16 protein-coding genes are annotated in these 20,801 nt (G+C 73.3%); 8 read left to right on the top strand and 8 right to left on the bottom strand.

Annotated features, from left to right (window positions below; all coding sequences use genetic code 11):
* The first annotated feature begins 338 nt into the window (after positions 1-338).
* Positions 339-1,262 carry a DMT family transporter gene (locus BJ999_RS19330; RefSeq protein ID WP_179834587.1) on the top strand — a complete coding sequence of 308 codons (924 nt, stop codon included), beginning with the start codon at positions 339-341 and terminating at the stop codon, positions 1,260-1,262.
* 154 nt (positions 1,263-1,416) lie between these two features.
* Here BJ999_RS19330 and BJ999_RS19325 read toward each other — a convergent pair whose 3' ends face one another.
* From BJ999_RS19325 to panD, 4 genes are all read right to left on the bottom strand, one after another.
* Positions 1,417-2,049, bottom strand: a complete 633-nt coding sequence (locus tag BJ999_RS19325) for a dihydrofolate reductase family protein (protein WP_179834586.1) — start codon at positions 2,047-2,049, stop codon at positions 1,417-1,419.
* A gap of 286 nt (positions 2,050-2,335) precedes the next feature.
* A complete protein-coding gene (locus BJ999_RS19320; protein ID WP_179834585.1) occupies positions 2,336-5,890 on the bottom strand; it encodes a protein kinase domain-containing protein in 3,555 nt (1,184 codons plus the stop codon).
* 105 nt (positions 5,891-5,995) lie between these two features.
* Positions 5,996-7,564 (bottom strand): (2,3-dihydroxybenzoyl)adenylate synthase, encoded by a 1,569-nt coding sequence (locus BJ999_RS19315; RefSeq protein ID WP_179834584.1) that lies wholly within the window; start codon positions 7,562-7,564, stop codon positions 5,996-5,998.
* Positions 7,565-7,566: 2 nt separating this feature from the next.
* Entirely contained in the window at positions 7,567-7,968 is a 402-nt protein-coding gene (panD, locus tag BJ999_RS19310; protein WP_179834583.1) for an aspartate 1-decarboxylase, read from the bottom strand.
* Positions 7,969-8,041: 73 nt separating this feature from the next.
* Here panD and entS point away from each other — a divergent pair, with 73 nt between their 5' ends.
* Entirely contained in the window at positions 8,042-9,289 is a 1,248-nt protein-coding gene (gene entS, locus BJ999_RS19305; protein WP_179834582.1) for an enterobactin transporter EntS, read from the top strand.
* A gap of 7 nt (positions 9,290-9,296) precedes the next feature.
* On the opposite strand, the gene BJ999_RS19300 is transcribed toward entS, so the two are convergent.
* Genes BJ999_RS19300 through BJ999_RS19290 form a run of 3 tightly spaced genes read right to left on the bottom strand, consistent with a single transcriptional unit; the run spans position 9,297 to position 14,774 of the window.
* Entirely contained in the window at positions 9,297-12,659 is a 3,363-nt protein-coding gene (locus BJ999_RS19300) for a non-ribosomal peptide synthetase (protein ID WP_179834581.1), read from the bottom strand.
* 52 nt (positions 12,660-12,711) lie between these two features.
* Positions 12,712-13,704, bottom strand: a complete 993-nt coding sequence (locus BJ999_RS19295; RefSeq protein ID WP_308427278.1) for a FecCD family ABC transporter permease — start codon at positions 13,702-13,704, stop codon at positions 12,712-12,714.
* A gap of 20 nt (positions 13,705-13,724) precedes the next feature.
* On the bottom strand, positions 13,725-14,774 hold the full coding sequence (locus tag BJ999_RS19290) for a FecCD family ABC transporter permease (RefSeq protein WP_179834579.1): 1,050 nt from the start codon (positions 14,772-14,774) through the stop codon (positions 13,725-13,727).
* A gap of 125 nt (positions 14,775-14,899) precedes the next feature.
* Between BJ999_RS19290 and BJ999_RS19285 the strand changes: the two genes are divergently transcribed.
* The 6 genes from BJ999_RS19285 to BJ999_RS43050 all read left to right on the top strand — a co-directional run bounded on the left by BJ999_RS19285 (position 14,900) and on the right by BJ999_RS43050 (position 18,963).
* Positions 14,900-15,574, top strand: a complete 675-nt coding sequence (locus tag BJ999_RS19285) for a TetR/AcrR family transcriptional regulator (protein ID WP_179834578.1) — start codon at positions 14,900-14,902, stop codon at positions 15,572-15,574.
* Positions 15,567-16,469 (top strand): ABC transporter ATP-binding protein, encoded by a 903-nt coding sequence (locus BJ999_RS19280; protein WP_179834577.1) that lies wholly within the window; start codon positions 15,567-15,569, stop codon positions 16,467-16,469. The genes BJ999_RS19285 and BJ999_RS19280 overlap by 8 nt, the downstream gene beginning before the upstream one ends.
* On the top strand, positions 16,466-18,103 hold the full coding sequence (locus BJ999_RS19275) for an ABC transporter permease (protein WP_179834576.1): 1,638 nt from the start codon (positions 16,466-16,468) through the stop codon (positions 18,101-18,103). The genes BJ999_RS19280 and BJ999_RS19275 overlap by 4 nt, the downstream gene beginning before the upstream one ends.
* Before the next feature lie 114 nt (positions 18,104-18,217).
* A complete protein-coding gene (locus BJ999_RS19270) occupies positions 18,218-18,613 on the top strand; it encodes an STAS domain-containing protein (protein ID WP_179834575.1) in 396 nt (131 codons plus the stop codon).
* A gap of 19 nt (positions 18,614-18,632) precedes the next feature.
* Entirely contained in the window at positions 18,633-18,815 is a 183-nt protein-coding gene (locus BJ999_RS19265; RefSeq protein ID WP_179834574.1) for a hypothetical protein, read from the top strand.
* Between the two features lie 13 nt (positions 18,816-18,828).
* On the top strand, positions 18,829-18,963 hold the full coding sequence (locus BJ999_RS43050) for a hypothetical protein (protein ID WP_268247849.1): 135 nt from the start codon (positions 18,829-18,831) through the stop codon (positions 18,961-18,963).
* 19 nt (positions 18,964-18,982) lie between these two features.
* Here the strand turns inward: BJ999_RS43050 and BJ999_RS19260 are convergent, their stop codons facing one another.
* Entirely contained in the window at positions 18,983-20,749 is a 1,767-nt protein-coding gene (locus tag BJ999_RS19260) for an ATP-binding protein (RefSeq protein WP_179834573.1), read from the bottom strand.
* Positions 20,750-20,801 lie beyond the last annotated feature (52 nt).

Genomic DNA, 20,801 nt, shown 5'->3' with positions numbered 1-20,801 from the left:
GAGCTTCTGAGCGTCGAACTGCGCGACGAGCTCCGCCTTCTCGGCATCGCTTTGTACGCCAATGTCGCGTTTATAAGCGACTCGCCGCCCCTGCTGATAGACTAAGGGGGAGAACCACAAACTGAAGAGCCATCCCGGCTCTCGAGTTGCTTCGCAGTAGCGGGCGCAACAGAGGACCGGGAGTGATGATCTCGAGATTCCTTTGTGCGCCCCCGCAAACCAAAGGGGATCTCGTGAATAGGAAGAAAGGGCGCCTGCGAGATTTTGCCGCAGGACCTCTTGCGCGCTTGTGGTCGCCGGCAGGCGGCCTTCGCGCCGCGGATGGGAAAGTGCTCGCGATGGCGGTCTTCGCCAACCTGACGGGCGCTGTCAACGGCTACCTGCTGGTGGCCGTCGGCGTAACCGAACATGTCGGACCGGTGACGACGGCGCTGGTCATCGTTGCTTCCGGAACGCCGGTCTTCTGGTACGTCTACAGGCCGCCGTTGCGGAGCCGCTGGTCCGTCTGGAAGCAGGCCATCCTGCTGGGCTCCGCTCTGGGAACGAACAGTCTGACTTTCCAGTTCGTTCTGAGGTGGGTCCGGCTGGAGGTCATACAACCGCTGTCGTTCTTGTTCAGCGCGGCTTTCATTTTCGGCGCAGATGTCTTTCGAGACGTCCGGAAGAAGACCTACTCGACCGCCTTGTGGCCGATTTTGGCCGTGCTGGGGACCTGGGCCCTTGCGAGGGACACGGTTCCCGGCGCGACCGGAGGGGTCTTCTCGGATGCCGTCCCGCGCATCCGTATCCTGGATCAGCCGATTCCCGGCTGGATCCCGGGTGTGGGAATCCTGACCATCGGGGCGGCCACGTATGCCTTCATGCAGAAGCGAATGGAGATGCTCGATCTGAGCATCAAGGGAAAGGCCAACACCCTTTCCGGCATCCCCGCTTTCGCCATCCTCGCAGTGGGCGCGTGGACCATGGAAGGTGGTGGGGATGGCATGACCGCCGACCGTTGGCCCTACCTGCTGATCTGTGCGGCCAGCGGAATACTCGGTGCGCTCCTCGGCGGCGTCGTCATGACGAAGGCCTACGAGCGAGGACTACTGGCGTCGACGAGCGCGATGCTCCTCCCGCTGCGGACCCTCACCGGGACCTTGATGGGAATGCTCGTGGCACAGACGGCTCCCGGCCCTCTCGGGCTGGTGGCGATCGGCCTGATCCTCGTCGCCTCCTGTGGGACGACGAAGTTCCAGGGCCGGAAGTCCGGCTCTGACTGACCTGGCGGCGGGGAGGCCCACCTCCCCGCCGTTCGATCAAGCGCCCGGTAGGCATCCAGAAACCTGGCAACCCGCGAGCGGAGGCGCCAGGTGCGATGCTGGTCGGGCCCTGACGGCTGGGGGCCGGTGGTTCGGTCCTAGACGCGGGATGGCTTCAGGTGTCGCGGTCGGGTGCGGTCATGTCGCCCGTCGCGGGGATGCCGTCGGCCAGCCCGTACCGTAGGTACACGGTGCCGTTCGAGGCCGCTGACGGTGGTTCGAGGAGGGTGAGGTTCGTGGGGACCTCGCCGCCGTCGAAGACCTTCTTTCCGACGCCGAGCACTATCGGGTGCACCCAGAGGTCGAGACGGTCGAAGAGCTTGTCGCGCAGGAGGGTCTGCACCAGGTTCAGGCTTCCGACGACCTTGATGTGCTCGTGCCGGTCGCGGATCTCACGCACCGCGCCTGCCAAGTCTGGGCCGAGCTGCGTGGAACCGGCCCACGAGAGGTCGGGCCTGCCGCGGGAGGCCACGTACTTCGGGACGCTGTTGAAGAGCGTGGCGATCTGGTTGTCCTCGCCGCCCTCCTGGTGCGGCCAGTAGGCGGCGAAGATGTCGTACGTCCGCCGGCCGAGCAGGAGGGCGTCCGTGCCCTCGTACGCGGCACCGATCTGCGCCCCGGTGGCCTCGTCCAGGAGGGGCGCCTGCCAGCCGCCGAACGGGAACCCCACCGGGTCTTCGTCGGGGCCGCCGGGCGACTGCCCGACGAGGTCAAGGGTCGCGAACAGCTCTATGTGGATGAGGCCCATGTCTTGCTCCCGATGAGTTGGTTGCGTGGGTTCGGGAGGTAGACCTGTGGGCGCCGTCAGACTCATCGTTGCGTTGGCACCCTCAGCGCTCTGTACCCGCACTTCCAGTTCCTCGAACAGCACACGCCGACCCGACTTGGCGCATGCAGCAGGGTGTCCCGGGAGCGTCCAGGCCGCCACGGGATCGTCATCGGCGCCCTCGTCTGTGGCTCGGACGAGGGCGCCTGGACGCTTCCGGCTTACGCCCGCTGCGCCGGTCTCGCCATTGAGATCGGCGCATTGGCGCTCATTCGGGGCAGGTGGGGCGGTAGTCGAGGGTGGGGAGGGCTTGGTTCCATTCCTTCTTTGTCAGGCCGCCCGTGGTGCTCTGGCAGAGGGCCGCCCTGGTTTGGGCGGGGGCCAGGTCGTGAGTGAGGACGGTGCCGCTTTCGGCGGCGCTGGTGAGGGACTTGCCGTCCCGGGAGAACGCCAGGGCGCTGATCTCGGTCTGGTGGCCGGTCAGGGGCAGTGCGTAGGGGCGGCCGGATTCGACCTCCCACAGGCGGATCTGACCGAGTGCGTCGCCGGTGGCGAGGAGGGTGCCGTCCGGGGAGATCGCGGCGGCCCTGACGTAGCCCTTGTGGCCGCGCAGGATCAGGCCGCGCGAGCGGAGCGTCCTGCCGTCGGTGAGGAGGACTTTCTGGTCCGTCTCGGTTCCCTCGGCGCTCACGATCGTTCGGCCGTCACGGCTCATGGTGAGAAGGGTGCTGAGGAAGGTGTCGTCGCTTCTGGCCAGGACGCGGCCGGACGGATGCTCGATCAGGCCGGACTTGCCGTCCGTCATCAGGGCCTTGCCGTCCGGGCGGAAGACGATGCGTTTCACGAATGTGTCGGCTGAGGAGGGCACCGCGCGGATCTGCCGGAACGTCTTCGCGTCCCAGAGCTGGAGTTCTCCCGCGGTGCCGCGGCGAACCAGGAGGGCCAGACCGCGGCCGTCCGGGGACAGGGCCATCGCCTGGATCCTGTCGGCGGGCTGGGGCAGCGTCACGTCGCCGAGCTTTGCGAACTTCTTGGCGTCGGTGATGGTGACCGTGCGGGCGTTCTTGTAGATGGCGAGCCGCCCGCCGTCGGCGCTGACAGCGAGATCGTTGCCGTTGCCGGAGTACTCGTAGTCGGACGAGAGGCTGAACCCCCGGTTGACGGCGCTCTTTCGCCGGACGTCCCAGAAGTGCACCGAGCCTCCGCTGCGGTACGCCATGGTCGAGGCGTCCGCGGAGATGGTCGTCTTCTGGAACAGACCGCTTCCCTGGATGACCTTGGTGCTCAGGAAGGTGCTGATGTCCAGGGACGAGATCTGTCCGGTCGCCGGCTCGATGCAGCGCAGGGCCCGTTGCTCGACGAAGCGGACCAGGGCGCAGTCCGCGTTCGGCGCGTAGCGGATCACGGGTTCGTCGGGGGTGGACTGGGTGGCGCCGCCGTCCTTGAGCCGCCACATGGTTCTGCCCTGCGCCAGATAGCGGCCGTCCTGGCTGAAGGCGAGGGCGCCGTACGTGTTCGCGGGCGCGAGCCTGAGGTACTGCTCGTCCGCACCCAGCTTCCAGATCAGGATCTCCGCCTTCTTGCCCGTGGCGGGAGCGTTCGCCATGGCCAGCAGCGAACCGTCGGGGCTCACCTTCGCCGCGCTGACGTACCTTCCCTTGAGCGCCTTGTTGAGGCGGGGCAGCGCGATCGTCGTTCTGGCCGCCAGTTGGTCGACGTGCACCGCGCCCTGGGGTGTGACGCCCGCGACGAGCTGGTCGCCCGCGTCGGCGGTGAGGATCTCGACGCCGTCCTTCGGGCGTGTCCAGCTCAGCGGGACCTGCCGGAGGGTCCGCAGGTCCCAGACGGTGCGGGCGTCGCGGTTGCCGGCGAGCAGGAGGTGTCCGGACGGGCTCAGGTCGATCCCGTCGAAGACCGTCGCGTTGGCGCCGGCCTTGCCGATGGGCAGCCTGCCGCGTTCCTTGCCGGACGAGGTGTCCCAGACGCGGGCCGTCCCGTCGTCGGCCCAGGTGACCATGGTGCGCGCGTCGTCGGTGACGACGAGGTCGAGAGTGCCGGCGCCGGTGATGCTGAACTCGTGCAGTCTGGTGTGAGTGTCGATGTTCCAGACGCTGGCCTTTCCGGCGTCCACGACGGCGAGGACGCGGCCGCCCGGCGACGGCTGGCGCCGGGTCGTCGCGCTCACGCCGGGCGGCGTGAAGACGTCGCTCTCCCACTGGTACCGCAGCGCGACCAGCGCCTCCCTGGTCTCCTTCGTGTCGGAGAGGGCACCGGCGGCGATGGCCAGACGGCGCGCCGTCCGCGGGTCGCTCTTGCGGGTGGACATCGCCACGGCCGCCAGGCGACGCGCCTCCGCGTCGTCGCGCTGCCGCGCCACGGTGCGGCCCTGCTGGAAGACGAGAACGCCCGCGACCACCGTCACCAGCAGCAGGACGGCGAGGACCCCGGACACCGCCGTCCGCACGGTTGACCGGCGGCGGACGGACGCGCGCCCGGCGTCCAGGAACGCCTGCTCCAGCGTGTTCGGCCGCAGCGCGCGGCCGCCGCCGACGGCCCAGGTCATGGCGCGTTCGAGGCGGGTCCCCTGGAGGAGGTCGCCGGCCTTGCGGCCGTGCGCGTCCCACAGCCGCGCACCCTCGGCGAGTTCCTGGTGAACGTCCAGGCCCGGCCGTTCGGCGGCGGCCCAGTCGCGGAGCCGCGGCCAGGCGCGGAGCAGCGCCGGGGAGGCGAGGGTGAGGCGCTGCCCGTCCCAGCGGGTGAGGCCGGCCTGGGTGAACGCCGAGAGGACGGCGTCGATCACGGGCTCCGGCGTGCGGCCGTCGCTGAACTCGGCGCGCGTCGCCGGGCGGACGAGGTCGTCTCCGGCCGACACCATCCGCAGCAGGATCTGCGGGACGGCCTGCTGAGCCTCCGGGGCGAGGCTCCACATCACCGCTTCGGCGCGCTCGCCCAGTGGCGGGGGCGCGGCCCGGGGTACGCGGACGGCGCGGGCCTCCCGCTCCCCCTGCTCCAGAAGGTCCGCGTCAGGTCGTCCGCCGAGCAGGTCGAGGAGCAGGCCCGGCGCGTCGGGGCGCCGCCCCGGGTCCTTGACCAGCGCGGCCTCGACCATGGGCCGCAGCCGCTCGGGGACCATCGAGGTGTCCGGTTCGGTGTTCAGCACGGCGTGCATCAGTTTGGGCAGGGAGTCGCCTTCGAACGGAGTGCGGCCCGACGCGGCGAACAGGATCGTGGCGCCCCAGGCCCAGACGTCCACGGCGGGCCCGGGGGTCTTCCCCTGGAACACCTCGGGCGCCATGTACCGGGGCGTCCCCTTCATGCCGGTCGCGCTCTGCGACATGTCCTCAGTGCGGGCGATGCCGAAGTCGATGACGCGGGGGCCGTCCGGTCCCAGCAGCACGTTGGCGGGCTTCAGGTCGCGGTGGACGACGCCCGCCCGGTGGACGGTGGTCAGCGCGGTCGCGATCCCGACCGCCAGCCGGTACAGGTCGTCCGGCTTGTACGGGCCGTCCTCCTCGACGGCCTGCTGGAGGTTCGGACCCGCGACGTACTCGCTGACGACGTACGGGAGCGCGTTGTCCAGGTCGACGGCGAGGACGCGCGCCGTGCAGAACTGCGAGACGCGCCGCACCGCCTCGACCTCGCGGACGAACAGGTCGCGGTGCAGGGCGGAGTAGTCGCCGTGGAGCGCCTTGACCGCGACCCGCACGCCGTCCGGGCCGTACCCCTCGTACACGACACCCTGCCCGCCGGCGCCGAGCCGGCCTGCGAGAAGGTAGTCGCCGAGCCTCGTCGGATCACCGGGTCCCAGCGGATCGGGTGCCACAAAAGGTCTCCTCGCCTAATAGACATGATTGTCCATTAGGATGCCGACCCCGGCGGCGGCGTTCGCGTGAAACGGGTAACACCGGTCGACGAACCGGTGACGATCTCATCGGAAGCGGGCGGCGAGCTCCTTCTTGCTGATCTTGCCGACCGGCGTCCGGGGGAACGCGGCCGCCGTCTCCAGGCGGTCGGGGTGCTTGTAGGCGGCGACGCCGCGGGTGCGGAGGAAGTCCTTGATCTCGCGCAGGCCGGGCGCCTTCCCCCCCTCCCTGATGACCAGGAAGGCGCAGGTGCGCTCGCCCATGACCGCGTCGGGGATGCCGACCACGGCCGCGTCGTGGATCGCCGGGTGGGCCAGGAGGTGGTTCTCCAGCTCCTCGGCGGAGATCTTGTCGCCGCCCCGGTTGATCTGGTCCTTCTCGCGGCCCTCGACGATGAGGTGACCGGACGGCAGCTCCCTGACCAGGTCGCCGGTGCGGTAGAAGCCGTCCGGGGTGAAGGAGCGGGCGTTGTGCTCGGGGGCGCGGTAGTAGCCGCGGAGGGTGTAGGGGCCTCGGGTGAGGAGTTCGCCCACTTCGCCCCGGGCCACCTGCTTGCCGTCCTCGTCGACGACGCGGATCTCGTCGGCCGGGGAGAGGGGGCGGCCCTGGGTCCGTTCGATCAGGTCGCGCGGGTCGTCCAGGCGGGTGTAGTTGAGGAGGCCCTCGGCCATGCCGAAGACCTGCTGGAGCTGGCAGTCCAGGGCGTCCGGGATCTCGGCGGCGCGTTCGGCGGCGAGCTTGGCGCCGCCCACCTGGAGCAGCTTCAGGGAGGAGATGTCCTCGTCCGACCAGGTCACCGCGTCCTGCCAGAGGAGGGCGATCGGGGGGACGACCGCGCAGGCGGTGGCACGCTCGCGTTCGATGAGGGGGAACGCCTCGTCCGGGGAGCCGGAGGGCGAGAGGACGACCGTGCCGCCCGTGGCGAAGACGCCGAGGATGCCGGGGCAGGCCAGGGCGAAGTTGTGCGCGGCCGGGAGGACGACCAGGTAGACGGTGTCGCGGTCGAAGCCGCAGAGCTCGGCGCTGGCCTCCAGGTTGTAGACGTAGTCGCGGTGCGTCCGTGGGATCAGCTTCGGAAGGCCGGTGGTGCCACCGGAGAGCAGGAAGACGCCCACGTCGGAGGGGGCGGGGGCGGGGGCCGCCGCCGGCTCGGCGTCGATGGAGGCCAGAGACGTGAACTCCTCGGCCTCACCTTCGACGATCACGTGTTCCACGGGGAGCGTGCGGGCCAGCTCGCGGTAGTCGAAGTCGCCGTCGCGGTCGGCGCAGATGTAGGCGCGGGCCTCGGAGAGCTCGCAGAGGTAGCGGATCTCGCTCTCGCGGTGCGCGGGGAGCGCCAGGACGGGCGCGGCGCCGATGCGGACGAGGGCGAGGAACGCGACGATGAAGCCCGCGGTGTTCGGAAGCTGCACGACGACGCGGTCGCCGCGTCGCAGGCCCAGGGCGAGGAGGCCGGCGGCGGTGCGGGCGGCACGGGCGTCCAGTTCGGCGTAGGTGAGGCGGTCGTGGCCGGCGACGAGGGCCGGGGCGGCCGGGTCGCCGCGCAGGACGTCCCCGAGGAGGCGGTCGGTCCAGTGGCCCTCGGCCTTGTAGCGGGCTTCGAGGTCGGCGGGCCAGGGGGTGAGGCCGTCCACGGTCACCGCCCCGCGAGCTGGGCGGGGGCGCCGGGGACCGGCTCGGCCGGGTCGGAGCCGAGGGCGACGATGCGGTTCGCGGCGTCGACGTGGACGACGCGGGGCTCGTGCCGGGACGGGTCCTCCACGCCGGCGTAGGTGATGATGATCACCAGGTCGCCGGGCTGGACGAGGCGGGCGGCCGCGCCGTTGACGCCGATGACGCCGCTGCCCGCCTCGCCGGTGATGGCGTAGGTGACGAGCCGGGCGCCGTTGTCGATGTCGACGAGGTGGACCTGCTCGCCCTCCACGATGTCGGCCGCGGCCATCAGGTCGGCGTCGATCGTCAGCGAGCCCACGTAGTGCAGGTCCGCCTGGGTGACGGTCGCTCGGTGGATCTTCCCGTTCATCAGCGTCCGCTGCACGGCTCCTCTTTCTCACGATCAACTAAGGCTAGGCTAACCTTAGCTACTCGATCGGCAGAGGAGAACCCCGAGGATGCTCCGGCGACTGGTCATCGACGTCGGGCCGCTGCGCGACAGCAGGCCGTTCCGCAACGTGTTCATCGCCCGCACCGTCTCGGTCTTCGGGATCGGCATGCTGGCGGTGGCCCTTCCGGTGCAGGTGTACGACCTCACCGGGTCCACCGTGCACGTGGGCGGGGTGTCCGCCGCCGAGGGCTTCGCGCTCCTCGCCGGGTTCCTTTGGGGCGGGGTGCTGGCCGACCGGCACGACCGGCGGCGCCTGATGCTGCGGGCGAGGGCGGCGGCCGGGATCGGGTTCGTCCTGCTGGCGCTCAACGCGTTCCTGCCCGCCCCCTCGCTGGCCGCCCTGTACGCGCTGGCGGCGTGGGACGGGCTGATGACCGGCGTCAGCATCACCGCGCTGCTGGCCGCGACACCGGCGCTGGTCGCACCCGACAAGCTCGTCGCGGCGGGGGCGCTGAACGCGCTGACCGTCCGGCTCGGGTCGATGGCCTCCCCCGCGCTCGGCGGGCTCGTGGTGTCGGCGTTCGGCGTGGGCTGGAACTACGCGGCCGCGGCGGCCGGGACGCTCGGCACCCTCGCGCTGCTGACCGGGCTGCCGCAGCTCAGGCCCGCCGCCGTGGAGGAGGCGGACGCCAATCCGCTGAGGTCCGTCTGGGACGGGTTCCGCTTCGTCGCCTCGCATCGGGTCGTCGGGTCGCTGATGCTCCTCGGCCTGCTGTTCATGGTCGCGGGCGGCATCCCCGTCCTGATGCCGGCGTTCGCGAGCCGGAGCCTGGACGGCGGCGCCACCACGGTCGGGCTGCTGTTCGCCGCGCCGGCCTGCGGCGCGGTGCTGGCCTCCCTGACGAGCGGCTGGGCCGGCCAGGCCCGGGCGCCGGGCCTGGCGCTGCTCGTCGCGTCCGTCTCCGGATTCGTCGCGCTCGCGTGCCTCGGCCTCGCCCGTCACCCGGCGCTCGCCGTCGCGATCCTGTTCGTCTACGGGTTCGTCCAGTCGATCGAGGAGATCCTGCGGTACGGGCTGATCCAGTCCCACACGCCCGACTCGCATCTCGGACGGGTGAACGCGCTGTGGTCGGCGCAGGAGACGGGCGGCGGCGCCATCGGGTCGCTCGGCGCCGGAGCGCTCGGCCGGTACCTCGCCCCGGGCGCCGCCATCGTCCTGTACGGGACGGTCAGCGCCGTCCTCGCGCTGGCACTGGCGCTGACCCTCACCGGGCTCCGGACCGCGACGCTGCGGCCGGAGCCCGAGCCCGGCTGACCCTGGCTCACCCGAGGCGCGCGGTCAGTTCCTCCTCGGTCATGGCCTCGACCTCCAGCCAGATGGCGGCGACGGATTCCAGGCGCCCCGGCGTCTCCTCCAGTTCGGTGAAGCGGCGGCAGATCCGCGCGATCGTCCGCTCTGCGAACAGGACGCGGACGGGCAGCGCCGTCGTGTCGAGCGCCTCGCGCAGCCGCGCGAGCACGGTGGTGGCGAGAACGGAGTCGCCGCCGAGGGCGAAGAAGTCGGCGTCCGCGCCGACGCGTTCCCTCCCCAGCACCTCGGCGACGATCCGGGCCAGCACCTTCTCCAGGGACGTCTTCGGCTCGGCGTGGGTCGCGGACGCCCCGCCGGCCTCGGCGGCGGCGAGGGCCGTGAGCGCCCTGCGGTCGACCTTGCCGTTCGCGGTGAGCGGCAGTTCGTCCACGCGCACGAGCAGTTCCGGGACCATGTGCGGGGGCAGCAGGTCGCGGACGCGGGCGAGCACGGCGTCCCGGTCGGTCTCGGCGGGCGCCACCACGGCGGCGGCGAGGCGGCCGCCGGCGAGGAGCGCGACGGCGCGCGCCACGGCGGGATGGTCGCGCAGCGCGGCCTCGACCTCGCCGAGCTCGATCCGGAACCCGCGCACCTTCACCTGGTGGTCGCGGCGGCCGAGGAACTCGATGGTCCCGCCCGGGCGGTAGCGGGCGAGGTCGCCGGTCCGGTACCAGCGCGTGCCCTCCCAGAGGACGAACCGGTCGGCGGTCCGGGCCGGGTCGCCGACGTAACCGTCCGCGACGCCGGCGCCGCCGATCCACAGCTCCCCGGTGACCCAGTCGGGGCGGTCGCGGCCCAGCTCGTCCACCACCCGGCACGCGACCCCGCGCAACGGCACCCCGTACGGGACGGCGTGCCAGTCGGCGGGGACGTCACCGGCGACCTCCTGCACCGTCGAGTGGATCGCCGTCTCCGTCGTGCCTCCGAGGGCCACGAATCGGCAGCCCGGCGCGTTCTCGCGCAGCAGGCCGGGCAGGTGCGTTCCCACCCAGTCGCCGCCGAGCAGGACGAGCCGCAGGCTCTCCGCCCGGCCGGCGCGCAGGAGCATCTCCAGGACGGACGGGACGCAGTTCAGCACGGTCACCGACCAGCGCCGCGCCAGTTCGCCCCACCGGGCGGCGTCGCGCCGCTCGTCCTCGTCCGGGACGACAACGGCGCCGCCCGCGTGCCAGGCGGCGAACAAATCGAACACCGACAAATCGAAGTCGAGCGCCGAGATCGCGAACGTGACGTCGTCCGCCCCCATCGCGAACCGCTCGACCAGGTCGCCGATGGTGTTCATCGCCGCTCCGTGCGAGACCTCCACGCCCTTGGGCTCGCCGGTCGACCCGGAGGTGAACAGCACGTAGGCGACCTGGTCGGGACGCACCGCGACCGGCCCGGGCGGCGGGTCGGCCTCGGCGACGCCGCCTGGGGTGAGCGAGGCGGCGACCCCGGCGCTCGCGCGGATCCTCGCGCGCCGCGCCTCCGGCTGCTCGGGGCCGATCGGGACGTAGGCGGCGCCGGCCGCCAGCACTCCGAGCGCGGCGGCGGCCTGGTCGGGCCCCTTGGGGAGTTCGATCGAGACCCGGTCGCCGGGGCGGACGCCCTCGGCCGCCAGCCCCGACGCGATCCGCAGGGCGCGGTCGGCGAGCTCGCCGTAGGTCATCGTCCCGTCGTCGCCCCAGTGCAGGGCCGCGGCGTCCGGGCGGCGCGCGGCGTGCTCGAAGAAGCCCTCGGTCAGCGTGCGCGGCGGCGGCGCGGGCGTGGCGTTCGACCCGTGCCTGACGCGGAGCTGGGACGGTGTGGCGGCGATGCCGAGGGGCGTTTCCCAGTCGGCGCCGGGCGCGCCGAGACGGGTGATCGCGGCGGTGTAGGCGTCGAACATCGCCTCCGCGACGCCGTCCGGGAACGCGGGCAGGCGCACGTCCCAGTTCAGCAGCAGGCCGCCGGACACCTCGGTCACCTGCGCGTCCAGCAGCACCTGCGGGCCCTGCGAGATGATCCATCCCGGTTCGCCGAACAGCTCGCGGACGCGGTCGCCGAACAGCTCGCCCAGGTTGAGGGCGCTCGTGTAGACGATCGGGGCGAGCACCTGCTCACCGCGCAGCCGCGACAGGTCCCGCAGCACCTCCAGCCCCGAGTAGTCGCTGTGCGCGCCGGCCGTGTGCAGGTTCGACTGGAGAGCGCGGGCGCGCTCGACGAACGGGAGGTTCTCGGTGAGGTCGGCCTCCAGCATGATGGACCCGGTGAAGTCGCCGACGACCTTGTCGACGTCGGGGTGGACGGGCTCGCGGTGGAACAGCGGCAGGTTGAGCAGGAACCGGGGCGTCGCCGACCAGGCGCCGATCACCTCGGCGAACACCGCCGCGAGCGCCATGGCGGGGGTGACGCCCTCGGCGTGCGCGCGGGCGATGAAGCGGTCCTTGCCGTCCGGCGGCAGCCAGTGGTGCTTGCGCTCGACGCGGTTCCCCGGCGCCGCGACCACCGGCAGCTCGGGCGGGCCGGGGAGGTCGGCGAGGCGGTCGGCCCACCAGCGGCGGTCGGCGGCGCGGGCCTCCGCGCGGGGGTCGTCGGCGAGGTAGCGGGCGTAGCCGTAGCGGATCGGCGCGAGGGTCTCGCCCTCGTACAGCGCGGCGAGGTCGGCCAGCATGACGCGGTAGCTCATCGCGTCGGCGGCGACCATGTCGACGTCCAGGTGGAGGCGCGCGGCGCCGTCCGGGAGGAGGCTGAGCCGGGCGTCGAAGACGCGGCCGTCCTTGATGGGGAGCCGCTGCCGCGACATCTCGTCCCGGACGCGCTCCAGTTCGGCGTCCGGGTCGGACGAGGAGCGCAGGTCGTGGACGGTGACGAGCGGACCGGGACGTTCGGGCAGGATCTGCTGCGTCCCGTCGTCGCGGACGGCGGCGCGCAGCATCGGGTGCCGCCGCACCAGAGCGCCCACGGCCGACTCGAAACGGGCCGGGTCGATCGCGCGCCCGTCCAGCTCGACGTACAGGTGGGCGGCGACCGAGCCGAGCTCCTGGCCCGGGTCGCGGCCGATCCAGTACGCGTGCTGCATCAGCGCCAGTGCGAAGGGGTCGTCCGATTCGACCGCGGCCGCGTCGGCGTCCGGGGCGGGCCCGGCCGAGGCCTCCACCTGGCCCTTCTCGGCGAGAAGGTCCCACCACCCGGCGAGCGTCGGACGTTCGGCCAGCTCGGCGAAGCGGATCTCGATGCCCCTGCGCCGGAGCCGGCCGGTGAGCTGCATGAGCCGGATCGAGTCCATGCCCAGCTCGATGAGGTTGTCGTCCGCCTCCGCGCGCTCGCCCAGCACCTCGGCCAGCGCGGCGTGGAGCTCATCCCAGGTCAGCACGGAACTCCTCTCAAATTAGGTAAGGCTAACCTAATTGCGACGTCCGGCTCCGTCAACGCCGACCGGAGGCGGACAGCAGCCACGCGAGGTAGACGCCGCCGAGGACGCCGGTGACGACGCCGACCGGCACCGCGACCGGCAGGTGCAGCGAGATGAGGTCCGCGCTCGCCAGCAGCGCCGCGCCGGTCAGCGCGGCGGGCAGCAGCTGCGCGCCGGGGCGGCGGGTCAGCCGCCGGGCGAGCTGCGGCGCGGCGAGCGCCACGAACGGGACGGGACCGGCCGCCGCGGTCGCCGCCGCGACGAGACCCACCCCGGCGACCGTCAGCAGCGCCCGCGTCCGCTGGACGGGCACGCCGAGCGCCCGCGCGGCGTCGTCGCCGAGCTCCCCCATGCCGAGCGGCCGGGCCAGCAGCAGCGCCGCGGGGACGAGGACGGCCAGCGCGAGCGCGAGCGGGACGGCCTGGTCCCAGTCCCTCCCGTTGAGGCTGCCGGTCAGCCAGAACGCGGCCTCGTACGCCTCGCGCAGTTCGGCGCGGGTGATGAGGTAGGAGTTGAGCGCCTCCAGCATCGCCGCCGCCGCGACGCCGATCAGCACCAACCGGACGCCGTGCACGCCGCCGCCCCGGCGGTAGGCGACCAGGTACACCGCGAGCGCGGTCAGCACCGCGCCCGCGACCGAGCTGACGGTGATCGCGACGGCCCCGCCGCCGAACACCAGGATCTGCAGCAGCGCACCGGACGCCGAGCCGGTGGTGAAGCCGATGAGGTCGGGGCTGCCGAGCGGGTTGCGGGAGATGCTCTGGAAGACGGCCCCGGACAGGCCGAGCGCCAGTCCGGCGAGCAGGCCGGTGACGGCGCGCGGCAGGCGCAGGGTCGTGACGATGAACTCGGTGGCCTGGTCGCCCCTGCCGAGGAGGACGCGCACCACGTCCGGCGGCGCGATGGGGAACTCCCCCGAGCCGACGACGAGGACGGCCGCGCAGACCGCGACCGCGGCCAGCATGCCGCACACCGCCGCCGAGCGCGGCTCCCAACGCAGTGACACCCCGGCCGAACGGATGACTCTCATAGGTCGCGCGTCCTCCCCCTCCGGACCATCACCGCGAACAACGGCGCCCCGAGGAAGGCGGTGACGATGCCGGTCTCCAGTTCTCCGGGCGTGACGACGCGGCCGATGATGTCCGCGCCGAGCAGCAGGACGGGCGCGAGCAGCAGCGAGTAGGGCAGGACGAGCCGCTGGTCCGGGCCGACCGCCGTCCGGACGATGAAGGGGACGGCCAGCCCGAGGAACGTGATGGGCCCGGCCGCCGCCGTCGCGGACCCGCACAGCAGCACCACCGCGAGCGCCCCGAGCGCCCTCGTCCACCCGGGGCGGGAGCCGAGGGCGCGGCTCGCGTCGTCGCCCAGGCCGAGGGCGTTCAGCGGGCGGGCGAGCGCCAGCGCGAGCAGCGTCCCGGCGAGGACGAACGGCAGGACGCGCAGGAAGACCGGCACGTCGCGGCCGCCGAGCGAGCCGACCTGCCAGAACCGGAAGCCGCCGAAGGTGCGCGGGGTGAACAGCATCACGCCGGCCGTCATCGCGCTGAAGACGGCGTTGACGGCGGCGCCCGCGAGCACCAGCCGCGCCGGTGACGCGCCGCCGCGCCCCCGGGCGCCGATCAGGTAGACCAGGGCCGCCGCGCCCGCCGCTCCGGCGAAGGCCGCCCACACGTAGACGAGCAGGTCGTCCACGCGGAACGCGCCGATGACGAGGACGACCGCGAGGGCCGCGCCGCCGTTCACGCCGAGCAGGCCCGGCTCGGCGAGCGGGTTGCGGGTGAGCGCCTGCATCACCGCGCCCGCCAGACCGAGCGCCACGCCGACGGTAACGCCGAGGAGGGTGCGGGGCAGCCGCAGCTCATGGACGATCAGCTGCGCCCGGGAGCCGTCGTCCGGGGAGAACACGCCCGGCAGCACGTCCGCGAGCGGGACATCCCCGGCGCCGATCGCGAGGCTCGCCCCGACGGTGAGCAGCAGCACCGCCGCGAGCAGGACGAACCACCACGGATGCGCGCCGCGCGACGGCCCGTGCCGTTCCGGGGATTTCGGCGGGCGTTCTCGCGCAGGGGAAAACACGAGGTAAGGCTAGCCTAAGCTAACCCCCCTCTCAACGCCCCGCCGCCTCCGTTCGCGCTCGCGACCATACAGACGTATGGTATACATGCATATTGGAAGCTGAACACTTGTATTGGAGGTGCGGAATGGCGGGGACCGGCCGGGCCGCGGGCCCGGCGCCCGAGGACCTGACGGCGCGGGCCAAGATCCGGGACGCGGCGCTGCAGCAGTTCGCCGAGCACGGCATGAAGGGCGCGACGTTCCGCGGGATCGCCAAGGCCGCCGGGGTCTCGGTGGGGCTCGTCCAGCACCACTTCGGCTCGAAGGAGGAACTGCGCGAGGCGTGCGACGCCTACGCGCTCGACACGGTCCGCGAGCTCAGCTCGACCTCCGCCGGCGAGGCGATGGGCGACCCGGGGTTCCTGGCCGCGGCCGTCCAGGCGGACCTGCCCGTCCGGCGCTACCTGGCCCGCGCGCTCGTCGACGGCTCGGCGGCGGCGGGACGCGTGTTCGACGACCTGGTCGACGTGACCGAGCGGTACCTGGCGGATCCGCCGCCCGGGACCGCCGCGCCCACCACCCGTGACGCACAGGCCTACGCCGCCGCGATCGTCGCGATGACGACCGGGATCGAGGTGCTGCACCAGCACCTCAGCCGGGTCCTCGGCGTCGACACCTTCACCCCCGAGGGGTCGCTGCGGCTGCGCCGCGCGGTCCTGGAGATCTTCGACGACCAACTGCTCGACCGGGAGACCGTCACGCGCGCCCACGCGGCGATGGACCGGTACGAGGCGAGTATCAAGGGAGACGACGATGAATGACGTGGTCCGGGCCGACGGCCTGGTCAAGACGTTCGGCCGGACGCGCGCGCTCGACGCCCTCGACCTGCGCGTCGCCCCCGGCGAGGTGCACGGGTTCCTCGGCCCCAACGGCGCCGGGAAGTCCACGACCATCCGCGTCCTGCTCGGGCTGATGCGCGCCGACTCCGGCGCCGCGAGCCTGCTCGGCGGCGACCCGTGGCGCGACGCCACCGCCCTGCACCGCCGCATCGCCTACGTCCCGGGCGACGTCACGCTGTGGCCGAACCTGTCCGGCGGCGAGGTCATCGACCTGCTCGGGCGGTTGCGCGGCGGCCTCGACGGGAACCGGCGGGACGAGCTGCTCGGCCGCTTCGAACTCGACCCGAAGAAGAAGGGCCGCGCCTACTCCAAGGGCAACCGGCAGAAGGTCGCCCTCGTCGCGGCGTTCGCGTCCGACGCGGAACTGCTCATCCTGGACGAGCCCACCTCCGGACTCGACCCGCTCATGGAGGAGGTCTTCCAGGAGTGCGTGCGGGAGGAGAGGCGTGCCGGGCGCACCGTCCTGCTGTCCAGCCACATCCTCAGCGAGGTCGAGGCGCTCTGCGACCGCGTCACCATCATCCGCAAGGGCCGGACGGTCGAGACCGGCACGCTCGACGAGCTGCGGCACCTGACCCGCACGTCCATCCACGCCGAGCTCGCCGCCGCCGCGGACGGCGTCCCGCTGCCGGGGGCGCACGACGTCCGCATCGACGGCACCACCATCAGGTTCGAGGTCGACACCCCCGAGCTGGACGCCGCGCTCAAGGAGCTCACCCGGATCGGCGTGCGGACGCTGACGAGCCGGCCGCCCACGCTCGAAGAGCTGTTCCTGCGCCACTACGAGGACGACCTCGCCAGGGAGACCGCGTCATGACCGCCACGACCCTGCACGCCCCCGCGCGCGCCGCCGGCCGCGACGGCGGCCTCGCCGGCGCGGGCATGCTGCTGAAGATCTGGCTGCGCCGCGACCGCGTCATGATGCCGGCCTGGATCTACGGGCTGACCGCGCTCGTCTCCAGCACCGTCTACAGCCTCAAGCACGAGTACGACACGCCCTCGGCGCTCGCGAGCTTCGCGCGCGGCATCAACGACAACCCGTCCACGCGGGCGCTCTACGGGCCCGTCCTGAACGACGGCAGCGTCGCGGGGCTCAGCGCGTGGCGCGTCGGCGCGACCGGCGCCGCGTTCACCGCGGTGATGTGCGTCCTGCTGGTCGTCCGGCACACGCGCGCCGAGGAGGAGGCCGGCCGGCTGGAGCTGGTCGGCGCCGCCGCCGTCGGGCGCCGCGCGCCGCTCACCGCGGCGCTCCTGACCGCGGTGACCGCCGCCGGGACCCTGGGGGCGGTGGCCGCGCTCGTCATGATCCTCTTCGGGCTGCCGGCGGCCGGTTCGGTCGCGTTCGGGCTGTCCTGGTTCGGCGCCGGGCTGGTGTTCTCCGGCGTCGCGGCGCTCACCGCCCAGATCGCCGAGACCTCGCGCCTGGCCAACGGCCTGGCGTTCGCCGTCCTCGGCGTGTCCTACCTGCTGCGCGGCGTGGCCGACGCGAGCTCGGCGCACTGGGTCTCGTGGCTGTCGCCGATCGGCTGGGCACAGCGCGTCCGCCCGTGCGCGGACGAGCAGTGGGCCGTCCTGCTGCTTCCCCTCGCCGCGTTCGTGCTGCTGGTCGCCGCCGCCTACCTGCTGACCGAGCGCCGCGACCTCGGCGCCGGGATCCTGGCTCCGTCCCTCGGCCCCGCGCACGCCCCGCCGTCCCTGCGCGGCCCGTTCTCTCTGTGGTGGCGGCTGCAGCGCGGGACGCTGCTCGGCTGGGCCGGCGGCTTCCTGGTGTACGGGCTGGCGATCGGCGGGGTCGCGGACGGCGTCGACGACCTGGTCAACGGCAGCGACGCCGTCCTGGACGACATCCGCAAGATGGGCGGCCAGCAGGACATCGCGGACGCGTTCCTCGCCACGGCCATGGGCCTCATGGCGCTGTTCACCGCCGCCTACGCGGTGCAGAGCCTCCTGCGGCTGCGCGCCGAGGAGAGCGGCGGACGCCTGGAACCCGTCCTCGCGACCGCCGTCGGACGCACCCGCTGGGCCGTCGCCGCCCTGGCGAACACCGTCGCGGGGACGGTGGTCATGCTCACCGCCACCGGCCTGGCCGTGGGCCTGGTCCACGGCGCCCGCTCGGACGACCTCGCCGGCCAGCTTCCCCGCCAGCTCGGCGCGGCGCTGGCCCAGCTCCCGTCGGTCTGGGTCGTCGCCGCCGCCGCGATGCTGCTGTTCGGCGCCCTTCCCCGCGCGGCGTCCGCCGGATGGGGCGTCCTCGCCGTCTTCCTGCTCCTCGGCCAGGTGGGACCGCTGCTGGGTCTCCCGCAGGCGGTCATGGACCTGTCCCCCTTCACCCACACCCCGAAGCTGCCCGGCGGCGACGCCGACCCGCTCCCCCTTCTCGCGCTCACCGCGGTGGCGGCCGGACTGGCCGCGGTCGGACTCGCCGCCTTCCGCCGCCGCGACGTCACCTGATCGACGCTCCGCCGGACGGTTCCCGGGCGGGCGCCGGCAGGCCCGCCCGGGAACCCGCATGACCTCCCCTTTCATGGGTACTCCGCAATCTTGCGACTACGGGAGGTGATGGTCATGTCCATCGGAGCCGGCGAGACGCCGGAGGGAACCCCCATCGATCCATTGCGGGTCCGCAGCGACGCCCGCGGCCCCTGCCTGCTGGTAGAGGCGGAGGGGGAGCTCACGATCCTGACGGCCGACGCGCTGCGCGAGCACGTCCTGGCCGACATGCGGGCCATGAGCGGGCCGGCCCTGATCGTCCTGGACGTCGGCGAGGTGAGCTTCTGCGACTCCTCGGGACTGAACGCGATGATCACTCTGTGGAAGGCCGCCCACGCCTCCGGGGGCGAGCTCGTCCTGGCCCGCCCGGAGCGCCGGTTCCGCACGATCATCGAACGCAGCGGCCTGGACCGGCACCTCATCGCCCACCCGACCACCGAGCAGGCCCTCGACGCGCTCTCCTCCCGCTGAACCCGCCGTCCGCCGCGGCGTGTTCACCAGCAGGTCCACCCTGCTCCTCCAGCTCGCGCACCCCGTCGTGGGCGCGGGCGTCGCGGACCGGCACTTCGCGCGCGGTGTGCGGCCCGCCCACACCGCAACCCCGCTCCCGCTGCGCCACTCCCCCGTCGCCGCCCGCGCCCTCCGCTCGGCCGGGCGGGCGCGCGGCGGCTAGAGTCGGCCGCACGATGACGAGCGACGACGAACTCCTGCGGAGCCTGCTCACCGGCGGCCCGGAGAGCGAGCCGCAGACCGACCGCATCCTGGACGCCGCCCTGCGGTCCTTCGAGACCTTCGGGCCGCGCCGCACCACCCCCTCCTGAACGCGGGCGGCCGGAGGACTCAGGCGCCGTCTCCGGACGGGAGGACGATGCGGACCGTGGTGCCCTCCCCCGGCGGGCTCTGGACGGTGACCCGGCCGCGCAGGGCGCGGACGCGGTCGGTGAGGCCCGCCAGGCCGCCGCCCGGGTCCGGGGCGGCACCGCCGACGCCGTCGTCGCGGACCTCGGCGGCGATCCCGTCCGGCCCCGTGCGGACGGTCAGGTGGATCGCGTCGGCCCGGGCGTGCTTGACGGCGTTGGTGAGGGCCTCGCAGAGCGCGAAGTAGAGCGTCGACTCGATCTCGGGCGGGAACCGGTCCGCGGGCAGGTCGAGATGGACGGGCACGGCCGTGCGGCTGGCGACCAGCTCCATCGCCGGGGCCAGCCCGGCGTCGGCGAGGATCGCCGGGTGCATGCCGCGGGCCAGGGCCTCCAGTTCGGCGACCGCCTCGGTCAGTTCGCGGCGGCAGGTCCCGGCCTGCTCGCGGGCCCGCGGGTCAGCCGCCGCGACCTCCAGCCGGACGAGCATCTCCTCCAGGTCGTGGAGCCGCTGCCGGGCACTGTGCTTCAGGTCGGCGGCGAGCCGCTCGCGCTCGGCCGCCTGGACGCGCACCAGGCGCTCGCGCGCCTCGCGCGCCCGCTCCAGATTGGCCTGCGCGGCGGCCTGGAGCCGGACGGTCTCCAGCGCGCGGCCGCCCGCGACCAGCGCCGCCTCGACGAGCGGCTCGTGGTCGCGGAGCGCGGCGGCGAGGTCGACGGTGGCGAGGGGCTCGCCGCCGGACGTGCGGACCTCGTGCCGCCAGCGGCCCGCCGAGCCTCCGGGCGCGTCGCGCATGCGGCGGCCGTCCACGTCGACGTAGCCGCCGTCCGCCCACATCCACAGGTCCAGGTCGTCGTCGCCCAGGACGGTGCGGAGCGCGCCGCGGACGCGCGCCACCGAGACGGGGGCGACGAGCAGGCGCTGCATCCGCTCGGCGACGATCAGCTCGGCCAGCCGGGCGCGCAGCGCGGCGCCGAGGAACGCCAGCGGCAGCACCGTGGCGAAGACGCCCTGGAAGAGGTAGACGTCCAGCACGTCCGCCAGTTCTGCGTCGCTGCCGATGAGCGTGCTCTGGACCGCCAGGGCGCCGGTGACGCCAAACGTCACGGCGACGGCGACGGGAACGGTGAGCGCGCGGTCCAGCCGCCCCGTGCGCGGCAGGCGGGCCACCAGGATCACCACGAGGGCGCCGGCCAGCACCGTCATCGCGCCGGCCAGCCCCCGCTGGACGCCGTGGAACGCCTCGTGGTCGGGACGCAGCACCGGCCAGGTCACCGACGCCGCGAAGCCGTTCCAGGCCGGACGGGAGACGGCGCACAGCAGCCCCTGCCCGCCGACCATGATCACAACAGCGGCGGCGGTCCACGGCTTCGCGGCGGCGCCCTCCAGCCGCCCCGCCGGGTACAGCAGCACGCCGATGCCGATGGCGAGGAAGAACACCGACTGGGCGAACACCGACACCAGCGGCGCCGCGCCGGTGTTCCAGGCCGCCGCCCAGGTGACGGCCCACGCCGCGGCGGCCGCGACGAACGCCGCGCCGGTGCGCCGGCCGGTGCGCCCCGCCGCGAACAGCCCGCCCGCGACGGCGAACCCGCCGCAGCAGACCAGGGTGACGGCGGCGGCGACGGGCTGGGCGCGCCAGTGCGGCCAGCCGCAGGCCAGCGCCGCGACCGCGACCGCCGCCCCCGCGGCCAGGGCGCGTCGGACCCGCGCGCCGAGCCACGGCGGCCACCGGGGGACGGGCCTCACCGCGATCCTTCCGTGTCGTCCCGGGAAACCACCGTCCGGGACGGGGGTTTTC

Source organism: Actinomadura citrea (assembly GCF_013409045.1).
In the GTDB taxonomy this organism is placed as follows: domain Bacteria; phylum Actinomycetota; class Actinomycetes; order Streptosporangiales; family Streptosporangiaceae; genus Spirillospora; species Spirillospora citrea.
This window is presented reverse-complemented; position numbering and strand designations above follow the sequence as displayed.